Here is a 14,978-nt window from a genome sequence, read left to right as displayed (position 1 = left end):
GTATGAGCACAATGATCCCAAGATCAGTCAAGACGTTCGCGCCCGCAACCGTTTCCAATCTCGGCCCCGGATTTGATGTCCTTGGCGTTGCTCTGTACCGGCCCGGGGATTTTGTTCTCGCGAGCCGCCAACGGCAACCCGGGCTCGCGTTCTCTGTGAAGACTTCCCAAACACAGGTTCCTCTCGATTCAAAGAGAAATGTCGCAGCCTATGTCGCAGACTGCATGCTTCAGGAAATGAAACCGTCCTTCGGCGTTCGCATGGTTCTACATAAGTCCATGCCCATCGGTTCCGGACTCGGCAGTTCGGCAGCAAGCAGCGTTGCGGCAGCGATGGCTGTGAACGCGTTGCTGGCAAAACCACTTCAGAAACCCGACTTACTCCGGTTCGCACTCGACGGTGAGTTGTTTGCCTGCGGCTCCATGCATGCAGACAACGCGGCCCCCTCTCTTCTGGGTGGTGGATGCCTCATCCGCAGTTACAATCCCGTCGACGTCATTCCAATTCCCGTGGATCACTCCCTCGTCTGGATCGTCGTTCACCCGCACGTGGTTGTTCTCACGAAGAAGGCCAGGGCAATGTTACCGCGGCAGATACCCTTGCGTACCGCGGTACGCCAGTGGGGTAATGTTGCCGGACTCGTCCTGGGACTCGCAAGCGGAGATCACAGTCTGATTCGCCGATCTGTTGAGGATGTCATCATGGAGCCGTTGCGCTCCAAACTGATCCCGGGATTCGACGCCGTCAAAGAGGCGGCTCTCAGAGCGGGGGCGCTTGGCTGCTCAATTTCGGGCTCGGGCCCGTCTGTTTTTTCCATTGCCCCCTCGATGCGAGCAGCGCGTGTCATTAGTGCTGCCATGGTCCGGACTTTTCGCCGCTCAGCCGGTGTCACGAGCGATGTGTTCATTTCGAAGACTAATCCGTACGGCGCACGCGTTGTCTGGAGAAGAGACCGATGAAGTTCCGCTCTGTCCTTGGTGAAAGCCCTTCGGTAAGTTTTCGTGAAGCTCTGTTCCGCGGTCTTGCACCCGATGGAAGCCTGTACATTCCCGAACACATTCCGCAGCTGCCGCTACCGAGCGAACACGGCGGTGCTGTTCAACGATTGCCCGTGGTAGCCTCCGAGGTGTTGGGTGCATTCATCGACGATATTCCGATGGAAGAGATTCGGGCTATGGCCGAACGGGCGTTCAACTTCCCGATCCCGCTTGTCAGGCTCGAACAGAACCTCTTCCTCCTCGAATTGTTTCATGGTCCTACACTCGCCTTCAAAGATGTGGGCGCCCGCTTTATGGCACGCGCCCTCTCATACTTTCTGGAGCGAGAGAGACAGGATTTGACAATAGTCGTTGCGACGTCGGGCGATACGGGAAGCGCTGTCGCCCATGGATTTTTCAATGTTCCGAACATCTCCGTATTTGTCTTCTATCCGTCCGGCAAGATCAGCCGGCTGCAGGAACAGCAGATGACCACCCTCGGGGGTAATATTCATGCCGTTGAGGTAGAGGGAACATTCGACGATTGCCAGCGACTTGTGAAAAGCGCTCTCGCAGATCGCGATCTCGTGCGAGCGCTGAACCTCACCACCGCAAATTCTATCAACCTCGGCAGGCTGATTCCGCAGATTATGTACTACGCCTGGGCTGCAATTCTGTACGGGCAGATGCCCGGTGAAGCCGGGCGCCGCGATCGGGGACCGGTGTTCGCTGTTCCGAGCGGAAATTTTGGGAACCTGACAGCCGCGACATATTCCAAGCATATGGGGGTCCCGATTGTAGGCCTGATCTCGGCGAGCAACTCAAATGACGTTGTGCCGGAGTACTTCAAGACCGGCCTTTTCACACCGCGCCGATCGCAACAAACGTTTTCGAACGCCATGGATGTGGGAAACCCGAGCAACTTCGACCGCCTTCGGGCTCTCTACGGAAACGATCTTCAGCGAATCCGGAACGAGATCACCGCTCTCAGCGTCGGGGATGACGAAACGCTGACCGAAATGCGCCGCACCTATGATCGGTGCGGTTACGTGCTTGACCCACACACCGCCGTGGGTGTCGTGGCGGCGCGCGGGAAGAGCCCGTCGGGATCGCCGATCGAGCCCACGATTGTCGCCGCGACGGCGCACCCCGCGAAGTTTCCCGAGGTGGTGACCAAAGCTCTGGGCATAACGATTCCTCTTCCTCCACAACTTGAAGAGGCGATGAATCGTCCAAAACAAAGCGTGCGCATCCACGCAGAGTACGAACAGGCAAGAGAACTGCTGCGCTCGTGATCGGTTACACGGTCGTGAAATTGCTTCTCGCGTGTTTTCTCAATGAGTTTTGTCCGTCGATTTGACGAGGGTTTTTGCATGGAACACTACATACGGTCGGCTTTGGTTGCCCTGGCGTTGTTGCTGCTCCAGACAACGTTTATTCCTTTTCTTTCCATCGGTGGATTTCTCCCCGATGTGTTCCTTATTTGGGTGGTGTATGTCGCTGTCAGGTACGGCCAGATGGAGGCAACCATCACGGGATTTCTCGTCGGATTGCTACAGGACGCCGTCGCAATGCAATTCTTCGGCTTGAGCGCGTTGACGATGACCATCGCAGGGTTCGTAGCCGGGTATTTCTTCAATGACAACAGCACAGAACAAACACTCGCGTCCTACCGCTTCCTGACGATCCTCGTGCTGTCATCGTTTGTCCACAACGTTATCTATTACGGTGTGTTTCTTCAGGGCATACAGGATTCTGTGTTTACGACGATGATTGAATTCAGCGTTTTCACAAGTCTGTACACTTTGATGGTGGGCGTCTTTCCCATGTTCGCGTTTGTCCGCAAGTACCGGTTCTCTCAATCACTATGATTCACGACGAACAATTTGGATCCCTTGAGCGGCGCAGAGCGCTTACGATTTTCGTTCTGGCCGTGTTCGCGCTGCTGATGATGAGGCTGTACCAGCTTCAGTTGTTGTACCATGTGGAGTTGGACAAGAAGTCGGAAGAGAACAGTGTCCGCGGCCTCGTCAAAGATCCGGTGCGCGGGTACATCTATGACCGGAACGGTAAACTGATCGTCGATGTCGGTCCGGCATATTCCGTCACGCTCGTACCGGCGGAGTTCGAAAAGCGGAACATTCCCCTTCTTTCTTCCATCCTGCAAATGGAACCGCAAACGCTTGAGGAACGTATCGCCCGCGCGCGCGCCTATTCTCCGTTTATTCCTGCGCGCATCAAACGCGATATCGACATGAAGACGCTCGCCGCGATTGAAGAACACCTCACAACGCTGCGCGGTGTCTCCTTCCAGGTGGAATCGAAGCGCGTCTACCCCACGGGCGCCTATGCGTCGCACCTCCTTGGATATCGTCGTGAGATTTCTGATGCGCAGCTCTCCGACGCGGGTGAAGGTTACCGACAAGGGGATCTCGTCGGCGTCGCCGGACTCGAAGCGCGCTATGAGCAGCTGCTCAAGGGAATAAAGGGCTTTGAATATGTTTCGGTGAACTCGAAGGGTCAGATCATTGGAAGCTTCGAAGATGGAAGACGGGATGTAGGGCCAAAAGAAGGGGACGACCTCCTTCTGAGCGTCGATGTCGGGCTCCAGGCTTTCGCTGAATCCCTGATGACCAACTACAGCGGGGGGATTGTCGCCATGGACCCGAGGGACGGCGGCATTCTCGCTCTCGTCAGCAAGCCCGACTACGATCCGTCCATTATGAGCGGTGTGACCCCCGCTGATCTTTGGTACAATCTCCAAACGAATCCGGCGAAACCGCTCTATAACCGCGCCACGCTCACGCGCTATCCTCCCGGTTCAACATTCAAGATGGTCCTTGCTGCCGCGGCTCTTCAGGAGGGAGTTATCGACGAGAACTTCCGCATTCACTGTACCGGCGGCTTCCGATTCGGCAACAGGGTGTTCAAAGATCTTCACGTTCATGGCTCTGTGAATGTGGTCGAAGCGATCCAGAAATCATGCAACGTCTTTTTCTATCAGCTAATGCTGAAGGTTGGATTCGATAGATGGACTGAGTACGGACGGCGTTTCGGCTTCGGACAGACAACAAACACCGACACGGGCGAAGAAACGACCGGACTGCTTCCGTCGACGCAGTACTACGATTCACGCTACGGCAAGGGGAAGTGGACGCAGGGATATCTGATCAGTCTCGCCATCGGTCAGGGCGAAGTCGGGGTTTCACCTTTGCAGATGGCCCGTTACGCCTCAGCGCTCGCGAACGGAGGCACGGTGTATCAGCCACACGCTGTGGAACTGGTTCGAAACAAGAAAAGACAGACCATCGATTCTGTTCCGCACGATTCATCACTCGTCGGCTTGTCTCCGCACGTCATGGAGCTGATCCGGGAGGGCATGCAACGCGTTGTTCACGCACCGGGAGGCACCGGCAGTCTTGCGCGCATTCCGGGCGTTATCTCGGCGGGCAAGACCGGCACTGCGGAGAACACGCACGGAAAAGATCATGCCTGGTATGTCGGATTTGCCCCATTCGAGAATCCAAAGATTGCCGTGGCGGTGATGCTTGAGAACTCAGGCTTTGGCGGTGCAAAGGCTGCCCCTCTGGCGGGCCTGGTTATGGAACGATATCTGTACGGCGAACTGATCCGCAACAAACCAAAAGCGGTGCAAGCACAGAAATCTGTTGCCGGAGCAACTGCGCCTGTTGCTCACTGATGTGAGCCGCAGTGCAACATTGAGAACCTGAAGCGTAAGGACATATGTACGATTATCTGCGGGAATATTTTGACTTCAAAGCTTTCCTGATATGCCTTGCCCTGGTGGTCTTTGGCCTCCTTTCCGTGTACAGCGCGACGTTCGATGTGGGCGCGGCGTCAGCATTCAGGAAGCAGATGGTCTGGGCTGGAATCGGACTCCTCGCGCTGTTTGTCATGGCCTTCTTCCCCATCAAGACGCTCCAGCGAATTGCCCTGCCCGTCTACGCGCTCAACCTCCTGCTCCTCTTCATCGTGCTTGTTGTTGGGGAACGGGTTTCCGGATCAAAAAGCTGGTTCGGTCTGGGAGGATCCGGGGCCTCGGGCGGACCCTCATCGTTCGGGGGGCAACCATCTGAATTCGCGAAGGTCGCCACCGTGCTGGCGCTCTCGGCGTTCCTTGCCCGGTCGTCCATCTCTCTGTCCAACGTCAAACATCTCATCATCGTTTTCGGTATCGTCGGCGTTCCCATGATGCTCATTCTTGCCCAGCCCGATCTTGGAACGGCCCTGGTCTTTTTTGCAATGCTGCTGCCGGTTTTATTCTGGGCGGGCTCTTCCAATTTTGTCCTCGCCGCAATTCTTGCACCTATCATCGCTGCCGCAGGTGCGCTGTTCGGAACTTTCGTTTTTCTTTTCTCTCTCATCGTCAGCGGTACGCTGCTCTATCTTGCCCGGCAGAACCGTTTCGCTGCTGCCGTTGTTTTTGCTCTCACGCTGGGTGTCGGATTGTCTGTTCAGGCGGTGTATGAACGCATGCCATCATATCAGCAGAAACGGATCTCGACGTTCATGAATCCCGGCGCGGATCAGAAGGGGGCGGGGTACAACGTCTATCAATCAAAGGTTGCGATTGGGTCCGGCGGATTTTTCGGCAAGGGGTACCTGCAGGGAACTCAAACGCAACTGAATTTCATCCCCGAACAATGGACTGATTTCATTTTTTGTGTCCCCGGTGAGGAGTTTGGGTTCGTCGGGGCGTCGCTTGTGATTGGTTTGTTCACGGCGCTTCTGCTCCATGGGATTAATGTGGCCGGACTCTCGAAAAACAAATTTGCCAGTGCCGCCGCAATCGGCATCACAGGAATATTCGGGTTCCATGTCCTTGTGAATATTGGCATGTCGATGGGATTGCTCCCCGTCATTGGCATTCCGCTCCCCTTCCTCAGCTATGGGGGCTCAGCTCTTATCGCAAACATGGCCATGGTCGGCCTCCTGATGAATTTTTACGCCAATCGAAAAGAGCATTAACCGCCTCGCTACGAGCAACTCAGAACTATTCTCCTTCTCTCCTCGGGCTATTGTCCCCCGCACAATTTCCTTTTGCCAAGCTCCTTTGATTGAAACTCACACCTCTTTTTGTTATCCTGACATAGATCTTCAATGTGGGCAATCATAACCATGTCAACGGTTTCATTTCTTCTACTCATGCTCGGCGGAGGTATTGCGGGCACCATCGGGGCGATGCTTGGCCTTGGCGGCGGCGTCTTCCTAACGCCGTTCCTGCTGCTCGTCTTCGGTCTCCCCATGCACCAGGCGATCGCTACCAGCATCCTCGCTGTCATTGCCACCTCAAGCGCAGGAGCTGCGATGAACATGGAGCGGCAGACCGTAAATATACGGTTGGGGATGGTGCTTGAAATCGCGACTGTCGCGGGAGCCATCTTCGGCGGTGTGACGGCTAACCTCCTTAGCGGTGAGGTGCTGTCCCGCATCTTTGCATCTCTTCTTCTCTTTGTTTCTTTCATGATGATATGGAGATCGAAGCATTCGAACGACACAGCACCGGCTGTGACCGACGGGGCGTTTCCGTCGAGCTACAAGGATGAAGCAACCGGATTGGTTGTGCCGTATTCCGCCAGGCGGATACCGGCGGTTCTGTTTGTATCGTTGATTGCCGGTAATATCTCCGGGTTGCTTGGGGTCGGTGGAGGAATCTTCAAGGTCCCGGCAATGCACATGCTTTCCGGAATTCCTATGAAAGCGGCAACGGCGACAAGTAATTTCATGATTGGGGTCACCGCCGCCGCAAGCGCATTCATTTACTTCGCACATGGACATTTGAATCCCTACATCGTTGCCCCCGCCGTCCTCGGCGTCCTCGGTGGATCGTTTCTCGGCGTCAAGGTCAACCGGCGCGTCAAGGGATCGTTTCTCACGTGGATCTTCGCCGGCGTTTTACTTCTCGTCTCTTTGAGGATGTTCTGGAGATAATGGGATGAGCACCACAACAATGACACCCTCTGAGAAGCTTGCGCTTGAACATACGGTTGAACGCTGGGTGGGCTGGGTGCTGCGCATCGGAGTGTGGGCCAGCGCCGGCCTGATGATGACGGGGCTCCTCGTGGCATGGCTTGCGAGCGGCTCCCTTCAGGTGCCGCGCGAAAACCCGACGCCGGGTGAAATTCTGAGAAACCTCGCCGCTGGTTCATTCGATCCCACCACCCTCATTTTTGCGGGATTGCTGCTCCTGATGCTGACGCCGTTCATCAGGGTCTTGACGGCTGCCATTGGATTTGCCGCTGAAAAGGACAAGCCGTTCGTGGCCGTTGCCCTTGTTGTCCTGGCCATGCTTCTCGGTGAGCTTGTGTTCTCGCTCCGTTAGCGTGATTTCACTGGATCTCACAACCTTCAACAAACAAGGAACCCATGATACTTTCCGATAGCAGGATTCTCGAAGAGATGAAGCGCGGTTCCATAGTGATCAGGCCGTTTCGGCGAAAGTATCTTGGATCGAACAGCTACGACGTGCACCTTGGCGAGTGGCTCGCGATGTACAAGGAAGAGATTCTCGACTGCCGGAAACACAACAAGGTTCAGCATTTCAAAATCCCCCGGGGCGGAATGCTTCTCGTCCCGAGTATGCTCTACCTCGGTGTCACGCAGGAATACACGGAAACCCACGCTCACGTTCCTTTCCTCGAGGGAAAAAGCAGTATCGGTCGGCTCGGGATTGACATTCACGCCACCGCCGGAAAGGGCGACGTCGGCTTCTGCAATACATGGACTCTTGAGATCTCCGTCCGCCACCCAGTCAAAATCTACGCCGGCATGCCAATTGGGCAGTTGATCTACTTTGAGATCTCTGGCGACGTGGATGTTGCCTACAGCAAGAAGCGCGGGGCGAAATACAACAAGAAAACCACAAAGCCCGTTGAATCAATGATGTGGAAGAATTTCAAATAGAACGCCTCTGTAACCGAGGATCCTGCACACGCGTACGCAGACGAGAGGAAAGCGGTGTCACATGAAATTCGTCGATAAACTCCTGAAGGTCCAACGCAAAAATCGATCGCTCCTGTGCGTGGGTCTTGATACCGACCCGGCCAAACTACCGCGGCATCTCGGATCTTCCAGGAATGCCGTCCTGAAGTTTAATCGTGAAATCATCGAAGCCACGAGCGATCTCGTGTGCGCATACAAGCTCAACCTCGCATTCTATGAGGCACTCGGAGAGAAGGGGTGGCACATTCTCCGGGAAACGCTGGCGGTGATTCCCAAAGCCATCGTGACCATTGGCGATGGAAAGCGCGGGGACATCGGCAACACGGCGGAACGGTATGCTCGCGCGCTCTATGATGAGCTGGGTTTCGACTCGGCGACAGTGAGTCCGTACCTGGGGTACGATTCTGTTGAACCGTTTATCCAAAACGACCAGCATTGCGCTTTTGTTCTTGCCTTGACTTCGAATAAGGGCTCCAACGACTTTCAACGACTCATTATTCATGGACGCCCGCTCTATGAGAAAATTGTCCAGACAACGCTGAAGTGGAATACCAAACAAAACATCGGACTCGTTGTCGGCGCAACCCACCCGGCCGAGTTGAAACCGATTCGCGACCTCGCACCAACAATGCCTATCCTCATTCCCGGGATTGGTTCGCAGGGAGGAGATCTGGAAGCGGCTGTCCGGTTCGGCTGCGATAAAAGTGGCCTGCTCGCCATCATCAACGCCAGCCGAAGCGTTCTGTACGCCTCCTCCGGCAAGGATTTCGCCAACGCCGCACGCGCCGAGGCACAACAACTCCGCAAACAGATGCAGCAATTCCGCACACAGCACTTCTCGTAGTCCCGGCGGCCGGACGTGTCCGGCCGTGCACCTTCATTTGCCTCTTTTCTTACTCTGTGGGAAAGCTCACGTTCAATATTCATGAACGGTTCCTCCGCCATATCTGGAGCCGTCAATATCTCAACCACTTCGCCCTCAGGACAACCGACAATCAGACGATTCAGGTGTTCCGGTCGGGGAGGATGAATGCCGATGGGGGACCTGATTTTCGCGATGCGGTCATTCAGATCGGGGAAACCACATTTCACGGCGACGTGGAGTTTCACCGTACCATTGCTGATTGGCAACTTCATAGACACTTTGAAGATCCGCGATACAATAAAGTAATACTCCATGTGGTCTTTGAACGCGGGTCCGGGCCTGTGACGACGCGTGTCGCGAGCGGGCGCAGCATCCCCACCCTCCTCCTTGAGCCTCATCTCAACGAGTCCATACGAACGCTTTGGCACAAGACCATCCTGGATGAACAGTTGTTGCGGAAGAAGACTTTACCCTGTTCCGATTTGAATCATGATGTCGACACGGCGCTTCTTTCCCGGTGGATCAAGCGGCTTGCTGTCGAACGGCTGGAATTGAAATTGCGCCGATTCGACGAACGCCTGAAAGAGCTGGCGCAACTCCGGCTTCTGGCCGTCCACGATTCTCATGGCCAGCATGGTCCATGGCGCGTACAGGGTGATCCCGACGATCTACCTCCTCCTCATTGGGAGCTCACGCACACCCAGCTTGCGCCACGCGACTTCTGGGACCAGCTGCTGTATGAAGGATTCATGGAATGCCTTGGATACAGCAAGAACCAGGAACCGTTCGTCCGGCTTGCACGCGCGGTTACGCTCCGCGTGATTCGGTCGCACCGCGTCGAGAGCAACGAAGAGGCTTTACAGGCACTGCTTTTCGGTGCCGCGGGCTTGCTCCCGAAGCTCAAGACGGTGAAGGACGTGGAATCGCGGAAATTTGCCCGCCGACTCTCTCATGAGTGGAGGGTGCAAAAGACTCTCTATCGGGGTTCAATTCTCCATGCAGCCGATTGGCAGTTGTTTCCAACCCGTCCGGTTAATTTTCCCACGCTGAGGATTGCGGCAGCAACTCCACTGATTCGTGCCATCCTCTGCGACGATTTGTTCCGGCGTATCATCGAAAACTTGAAGACAACAAACACGGGGGGTTTGGAGGTTCGCGCCCTCCGCAAGCTCCTTGCAATAACACCTTTGCCGTATTGGACTCATCACTACCGCTTCGACCAAGCAATTTCGAAACCCGTCCATCCATTTGGTCTCGAACGAACGGACGCTGCCATTGCGAACGTCGTGATTCCTCTCGCGTTGTTGTATGCCCGCATCTTTAAAGACAGACTTGTGAGAGAGGGGGCTCTTCGATTGTTCGAATCGATGCCCCCCGCCGCGGAGAATTCCGTCACGCGTTTCATGGAAAGTCAGTTACTCAGAGGGCGCGTCGTGTTGAGATCTGTTAGCACTCAGCAGGGCGTGATTCAACTGTACAAATGCTACTGCAGTGAAGAGCGGTGTGTGGAGTGCGATGTGGGGGCGGTGGTCTTCGGCAGATTCTCAAAACCACGATAGTGCCGCGATGCACCATGCCCGGACTCGGTGAGGGGCGTGCCTATGTTTTCTGTTGTTTTTTCTTTGCCGCAGGAAACAACACGTTATTGAGGATCAGGCGGTATCCCGGAGAGTTTTTGTGAAGTGAAAGGTCCGTCGGGGGATCGCCGACAGCGTGTTGATAGTCTTCGGGATCATGTCCGCCGAACCAGGTAAACGTCCCGCGGCCAAAATTGCCATGGATGTACTTCACTTCGGAAGTCCCCTCCCGCTGCGCCAGCAGTGTCACCGTTCGCTTGATCAGGTCCTTCTTGAATCCCGTTGTTTGCCCCATGAACCCCCTGATGATCGAGACGTGGTCCTGTGTCAGCATGGATGGAACGGGATCATACTTCGCGGAGAACTCGAACAATGTAAAATAATCTGTGTTTGGATCGCGGATGGGCTGCGGATCGCTCGGCGGAATGTCAATGTCTGAGTATTCGTAGCGCATCGGGTTCATGTCGAGTTTGAAATTTTCAAATGCGAGCGTTTTGCTGAAGTCCAGTTTCTTCTGCGCCTCTGGATCAGGGGGGTCTCCGTCAAACATCACATCGCAGATGTCTACTCTGTCAGCCGCCAGGGCGATGTCATAGCTGTCGGTGGCTGAACACATCGCGAACATGAAACCGCCGTTGCCAACGAAGTCCTTAATTGTGCGCACGACCGCTTTCTTCTCGTCTGAGACCTTTTTGAAACCGAGGCGCTTTGCCTCTTTTTCATAGAGAAGCTGCTGATCGACGTACCATTGAGCAAATCGGTAGTTCGAGTAGAACTTCCCGTACTGCCCAGTGAAATCTTCATGGTGCAGGTGCAGCCAGTCGTACTCTGCCATCTTCCCGGAGAGCACCTCCTCGTCCCATATCTTTGTATAGGGAATCTCTGCATATTCGAGCGCGAGCGTCACAGCATCATCCCACGGTTTGAAGTTCGGCGGAACATAGACTGCGATTTTCGGCGCCTTTTCGAGGCGCACGACGTCCATGTTGTTGTCCTCTCGCTGCACTTCGGCGTATGCCGACGCCGCCTCGGCAGCGCTCGCCGGTTCAAAGAGAACCCCCCGGATTCTGCACTCGCGCGCCAGCACGTCGCTGTAGTCCGCCAGGAACGATCCGCCCCTGTAATTGAGAAGCCAATCTACCTCACCGTTGCGTTGCAGCACCCAGAATGCGATCCCGTACGCCTTCAGATGATTCGTCTGTTTCAGATCCATCGGAATGAGAAGCTTGGATTGTCCAAACACAACGCCCGCGGCCTCTATCACGATCAACAGGAACAGCAGAGACCATCTTGGGGCTTTCATTGTTCGCATCGTCATTGTTTCTCCACTGCTCTAGATCGAGTCTCCGCGTAGGAGCCGAATTCGTCTCCTCGCCTCTTCAACATACAGGGATGCGGGGTGGTTTGCCAGAACTTCCTCGTACGCTTCTATAGCCTTTTGCTTGTTCTTTACTTTGTATTCATAGACTTCGCCGACGCGCATCTGCGCCTTGTCGCGCAGGACGCTTGACGGCATGTCATTGATCACCCTACGGAAGAAAACGAGCGCCTCGTCGGGGCGGTTGAGGAGCAGCTCCATTTCTCCGCTTCGCATGGTTGCATCATCCACCAGGGTTGTTGCCGGATAGCGAAGCGTCACAGATTGAAAGCGTGCAAGTGCCTCCGAGTATTTCCGCTGGCGGACCAGCAGGTCGGCGGCTGAAAATTCTTTCAGAGCCGGTTGCCCGGCCCCCTTGTTTTCCTGGATGAAATAGAGAAGTTGCAGGGCGTCGTTTGTCAGGTCGTTCGACGCATTTGTGCTTATCCGTTGCAGGAGCGCGCTCGCCGAGTCGAACCGAGCTTCAAAAAAATCAAGTTCGGCTAGCCGAAAAAGGATCTGGTCGCGGTATGGATCCGGCGAGTTCTTCGCCAGGCGACTGTATTCGTCGCGTGCCTTCACAAGATCGTTTTGCGCCGTTTGAACTTCTGCCAGACTCAGCGTGGCTTCGTACACAAGATTTGAGCTGAACGGCATGGATCTGATTCTGTCGAATGCTGCCGCGGCTCCGTTAAGGTCAAAGAATCGCAAGAATCTGATTGTCCCGATCCGATAAAGGGCCTGCATCGCCGTCTCCGTATTCGGCTGATCGTTGATGAGCGATTCGTAGAGCCCCAGGGCCCATTGAAAGGTTGGTTGTGTTTCCGAGACGGTTGATCCGCGTCCAACGGGGGAAGGCCGCGGGGTGGTGAGACGGGCAAGTGTGTCGTTCTCCCCGCTGAGCTCCTCAATCGCGCGTGCGTACCCAAACCGCGCGTACCCGATAATATTCTGCGCGGGTTTCCCTTCTACAACTTCCCGAAATGCTTTTGCCGCCGTGAAATGCACATGCTCCTGCGCGGCCCGCTGGGCGAATTGAAAGAGCTCGAAGCCGTTTGCTTTCGTGAGACGATCAATGATCCGATATTGATCCAGCGCCGCGTCAAACTGTTTCCCTTCCATATAAAGCCACGCCAGAACAGAATGAAGCGGCACCTCGTCCGGAAAACGGGTCACCTCGGCTTTGATCACTCCGAGAGCGGCAAGCCGTCCTTCATCGCGACCCGTAAACGCTGAAAGGCGTGATTGAATGTACGTTGCTTGCTGAGGGTTGGACCGCAGGATTTTAACAAGCTCATGCGTCGCGGATTCAAACTGGTGCAGGGCGCCATAGAGGGACGCGAGCTCCTCCATAAAGAGCGTTTGATTCTTTGCCCCGTCGCGTCCTTCCAGATACATCGCGATTGCTTTGTCGTATTGACGGTGCTCAATCAATTGTGACGCAATCATCCGGTAGAGGTTCACGTTTTTTGGATCTTTTCGGAGAACAACATGCCAGATGGAGTCTGCCACCTGCGGCTCACCGGCCAAGTCATACAGACCGCCAAGGATCGAGAGAAGGTTCTCGTCGTTGTTTTTTGCCAGCAGCTGTCCACGAACAAGCTCTTTCGCCTTGTCGTATTGTTTGAGTTCGGTATATCCCCTGCGCAGACCCTCGAGAATAACAAAATTCTGGGGATTCGTTTCAAGCAGCGACTCATACAGGGCCACTGCGCGCTCCCATTCACCCGCCTGCTCGAAGCTTTGCGCCAACCGCAGTTTCGTCACGACGTCGACCTCTTGTGCCGTAACAGACAGTGTGCAAACACAAAGAGCCGCGATGACGAACCCTGCGAGTCGTACCTTGACAGGATGGCCCGAACGTATTTTTTGTGCGACCGAGTTCATTGTTATATTCTTGATAACTTATCAAAAAACACCGCAGTAATCAAACAAACGCATACTCTCCTCTTTTAACACCGTTTATGTTCGATTGCGTTCCGTGGTTTCTGTTCTGTCGGTTCGTTTGGTTGATTTGCCCTGTGAATTTGCTTACCTTTTTTAACGAGCATGAGTGTACAGAAAAACATAGCGATCCTCGGTTCGACCGGATCGATCGGCACAAGCAGCCTGGACGTGATCAGGAGTTTTCCCGGGCACTTCCGAGCCACATACCTTACCACCAACCGGAATATTGATTTGCTGCACGAACAAATCAATCAGTTTCATCCGAGGGGCGTTGTGGTGCTGGACGAGGAAAAGGCCGTCGAACTTCGATCGCGGGTTGATGCTTCTGTAGAGGTGTTGTCTGGTACGTCGGGACTGGAGCAAGTGGTAACGCGGGATGATGTTGATACCGTCATAAGCGCTCTGGTCGGATTTGCCGGCCTGAAGCCGACGATTGCCGCCATCCGTCACCGGAAGCGGATCGCCCTCGCGAACAAGGAAACGCTCGTCGTCGCCGGCGGCTTCATCACCTCGCTCGCACGCGAATATGGCGTTGATCTTCTCCCCGTCGATAGCGAGCATAGCGCAATTTTTCAGTGTCTCGTCGGCGAAGATCGCTCCAAGCTGGCAAAATTGATCCTGACTGCATCCGGAGGGCCTTTTCTTGATGTTCCCGCCGCGTCGTTTTCCGTTTTGACGGTCGAGCAGGCCCTCAATCACCCAAAATGGAAAATGGGGAATAAGATAACGATTGATTCCTCAACCCTTATGAACAAGGGGCTGGAAGTCATCGAGGCGCATTGGCTGTTCGGCCTGCCTGGCGAACAGATTCATGTGGTCATCCATCCGCAGTCTGTCATTCACTCCATGGTCGAATTTGTCGACGGCTCCGTCAAAGCCCAACTCGGGCTCCCCGACATGAAGCTGCCTATTCAGTACGCCCTCACGTATCCCGAGCGCTGGCCGATGAATGGAGCACGCATCGATTTTCCGGCGCTTCAGTCCATGACGTTTTTTGAACCCGACAGAGACAAGTTCCGCTGCCTGGGACTCGCGTACGATGCTCTTGCGCTGGGCGGAACAGCCCCTGCCGTCCTCAATGCGGCCAACGAGGTCGCCGTCAATTCTTTTTTGAGTCGCAAGATTTCGTTCGAGAAGATTCCGACGGTAATAGAGCGGGCTTTGACCCTCCATAAAACCCGATTGAATCCCGATATTCACGATATTATTGAAGCAGATCGGCAAACACGTGATTTTGTAGGAACTCTTTTGCACTAAATTGGGTAGTACAGGTGGGCCCGGGCACCGGGTGC

At 54.8% G+C, this 14,978-nt stretch carries 13 protein-coding genes; 11 read left to right on the top strand and 2 right to left on the bottom strand.

From position 1 onward, the window contains the following. The first annotated feature begins 11 nt into the window (after positions 1-11). From NTU47_01715 to NTU47_01670, 10 genes are all read left to right on the top strand, one after another. Positions 12-959 (top strand): homoserine kinase, encoded by a 948-nt coding sequence (locus NTU47_01715; GenBank protein ID MCX6132505.1) that lies wholly within the window; start codon positions 12-14, stop codon positions 957-959. Beyond that, a complete protein-coding gene (gene thrC / locus NTU47_01710) occupies positions 956-2,272 on the top strand; it encodes a threonine synthase (GenBank protein MCX6132504.1) in 1,317 nt (438 codons plus the stop codon). The genes NTU47_01715 and thrC overlap by 4 nt, the downstream gene beginning before the upstream one ends. A gap of 78 nt (positions 2,273-2,350) precedes the next feature. Beyond that, a complete protein-coding gene (gene mreD, locus NTU47_01705; protein MCX6132503.1) occupies positions 2,351-2,848 on the top strand; it encodes a rod shape-determining protein MreD in 498 nt (165 codons plus the stop codon). After that, on the top strand, positions 2,845-4,677 hold the full coding sequence (gene mrdA / locus NTU47_01700; GenBank protein ID MCX6132502.1) for a penicillin-binding protein 2: 1,833 nt from the start codon (positions 2,845-2,847) through the stop codon (positions 4,675-4,677). Before mreD ends, mrdA begins: the two co-directional genes overlap by 4 nt. A gap of 44 nt (positions 4,678-4,721) precedes the next feature. Next, entirely contained in the window at positions 4,722-5,966 is a 1,245-nt protein-coding gene (gene rodA, locus NTU47_01695; protein MCX6132501.1) for a rod shape-determining protein RodA, read from the top strand. A 150-nt stretch (positions 5,967-6,116) separates the two neighbouring features. Further along, positions 6,117-6,929 carry a sulfite exporter TauE/SafE family protein gene (locus NTU47_01690; GenBank protein MCX6132500.1) on the top strand — a complete coding sequence of 271 codons (813 nt, stop codon included), beginning with the start codon at positions 6,117-6,119 and terminating at the stop codon, positions 6,927-6,929. Positions 6,930-6,933: 4 nt separating this feature from the next. Then, positions 6,934-7,320, top strand: a complete 387-nt coding sequence (locus tag NTU47_01685; protein MCX6132499.1) for a DUF1634 domain-containing protein — start codon at positions 6,934-6,936, stop codon at positions 7,318-7,320. A gap of 44 nt (positions 7,321-7,364) precedes the next feature. Then, positions 7,365-7,901 (top strand): dCTP deaminase, encoded by a 537-nt coding sequence (gene dcd / locus NTU47_01680; protein MCX6132498.1) that lies wholly within the window; start codon positions 7,365-7,367, stop codon positions 7,899-7,901. A 61-nt stretch (positions 7,902-7,962) separates the two neighbouring features. Beyond that, complete coding sequence (gene pyrF, locus NTU47_01675) at positions 7,963-8,784, top strand: orotidine-5'-phosphate decarboxylase (protein MCX6132497.1); 822 nt, start codon at positions 7,963-7,965, stop codon at positions 8,782-8,784. 56 nt (positions 8,785-8,840) lie between these two features. Further along, positions 8,841-10,364: a DUF2851 family protein gene (locus NTU47_01670; protein MCX6132496.1), complete on the top strand. Its 1,524-nt coding sequence runs from the start codon at positions 8,841-8,843 to the stop codon at positions 10,362-10,364. Between the two features lie 40 nt (positions 10,365-10,404). Here NTU47_01670 and NTU47_01665 read toward each other — a convergent pair whose 3' ends face one another. Beyond that, positions 10,405-11,685 (bottom strand): asparagine synthetase B, encoded by a 1,281-nt coding sequence (locus tag NTU47_01665; protein MCX6132495.1) that lies wholly within the window; start codon positions 11,683-11,685, stop codon positions 10,405-10,407. A gap of 30 nt (positions 11,686-11,715) precedes the next feature. Beyond that, a complete protein-coding gene (locus NTU47_01660) occupies positions 11,716-13,626 on the bottom strand; it encodes a tetratricopeptide repeat protein (GenBank protein MCX6132494.1) in 1,911 nt (636 codons plus the stop codon). Positions 13,627-13,788: 162 nt separating this feature from the next. Between NTU47_01660 and NTU47_01655 the strand changes: the two genes are divergently transcribed. Next, positions 13,789-14,943, top strand: coding sequence for a 1-deoxy-D-xylulose-5-phosphate reductoisomerase (locus NTU47_01655; protein ID MCX6132493.1), 1,155 nt, complete (start codon positions 13,789-13,791; stop codon positions 14,941-14,943). Positions 14,944-14,978: the final 35 nt, after the last annotated feature.

The organism is Ignavibacteriales bacterium, from assembly GCA_026390595.1.
Taxonomy (GTDB): Bacteria; Bacteroidota; Ignavibacteria; order UBA10030; family UBA10030; genus UBA9647.
This window is presented reverse-complemented; position numbering and strand designations above follow the sequence as displayed.